This window comes from Streptomyces phytophilus (genome assembly GCF_013870535.1).
Taxonomy (GTDB): Bacteria; Actinomycetota; Actinomycetes; order Streptomycetales; family Streptomycetaceae; genus Streptomyces; species Streptomyces phytophilus.
Window position 1 is genome coordinate 1 of record NZ_JACBXC010001442.1, and the last position, 1,431, is coordinate 1,431.

General features: G+C 72.0%; 1 protein-coding gene and 1 pseudogene. One reads left to right on the top strand and one right to left on the bottom strand.

What is annotated here, in order from left to right:
• Positions 1-323: pseudogene (locus H5J30_RS33160) on the bottom strand (hypothetical protein); the annotation flags it as partial.
• A gap of 411 nt (positions 324-734) precedes the next feature.
• Here H5J30_RS33160 and sepH point away from each other — a divergent pair.
• On the top strand, positions 735-1,431 hold a 697-nt coding region (sepH, locus tag H5J30_RS33165), incomplete at its 3' end, for a septation protein SepH (protein WP_258563665.1).

Sequence of the window (1,431 nt, forward strand, 5' to 3'; positions counted from 1 at the left end):
TCGGCCCGGTTGCGTACGGGCGTGTGCAGCGGGACCGCCTGCTTGTGCAGCGCCTTCGGCGCCGCGACCGCCGCGTCCTTCAGCTGCTGACCGGTGCGCCGGAAGACGTGCTGGAAGAGCGCGCCGCCTGCGGTGGCGCCCACGCTGACGACGCCGGCGCCGATGATCGTGCCGTACACGCCCATGCTGGACGCGAGGAACGCGGCCACCATCGTGGCCGACGCACCGCCCGCGACCTGGGCGCCGCTGAGTTCGATCCGCCCCTTCCGGCGCTCCTGTCCCGTGTCGTCCGCCGTCCTGTCCGCCGTGCTCCGCATCTCCATCCCAAGATCGCTCCGTTGGCCTCCCGCCCTCCTGGACGAGCGCGCGGACGGACCCGTTAGTTCCGATTCCGGGGATTCTGTGATGCAACGCACCTCTTGATCGAACCGGGGCGCAACAGGCAGACTCAACTGCCGTGCAGCGTTCCGCGTTCGGTGGCGCGCCGGTCCACCCGCATGGCTCGAATGGAGTACTGTGGGCGAGCCAGTGCTCCGGTGTCCGTCCGACGGCGGCGATCACGGCCGCTGCGTTGCAAATGCGTAACCGTGTCATAACGGCGCATCGGGTTCCAAGACCCGACACGCCGGGCAACTCAGCAATGTTGTGGCAGGCTGCACCCGGGCAGGCCACACTCGACTAGCGGAAAGAGCAGCGACGCACCGAACGTCGGCAGGCACCACCGGGAGGTTCCCATGCCCGAACTGCGTGTCGTGGCGGTCAGTAACGACGGCACACGGCTGGTGCTGAAGGCTGCGGACAGTACGGAGTACACCCTTCCGATTGACGAGCGTCTGCGCGCCGCGGTGCGCAACGACCGTGCTCGGCTCGGGCAGATCGAGATCGAGGTCGAGAACCACCTGCGGCCCCGCGACATCCAGGCCCGGATACGAGCCGGAGCGTCCGCGGAGGAGGTCGCCGCGCTCGCCGGGATCCCCGTCGACCGCGTGCGGCGCTTCGAGGGCCCGGTGCTGGCGGAGCGCGCGTTCATGGCCGAGCGGGCCCGCAAGACGCCCCTGCGGCGGCCCGGCGAGAGCGCCGGTCCCGCGCTGGGCGAGGCGGTCGCCGAGCGGCTGATGATGCGCGGCGCGGAGAAGGACTCCTCGCGGTGGGACTCCTGGCGCCGGGACGACGGCACCTGGGAGGTGCTGCTCGTCTACCGCGTCGCGGGTGAGCCGCACAGCGCCGGCTGGACGTACGACCCGCCGCGCCGGCTCGTGCAGCCCGTCGACGACGAGGCGCGCGCGCTGATCGGCGAGACCGACGCCTCGCCGGATCCGAGCCTGCCCTTCGTGCCCAAGATCGCGCGGCTGCCCCGGAGTCCGGAGCGGCCGGGCGACGGCGGGCGCGGGGACCGGGACTCCGCCGGCGAGGACCGCGGGGACTCCCTGA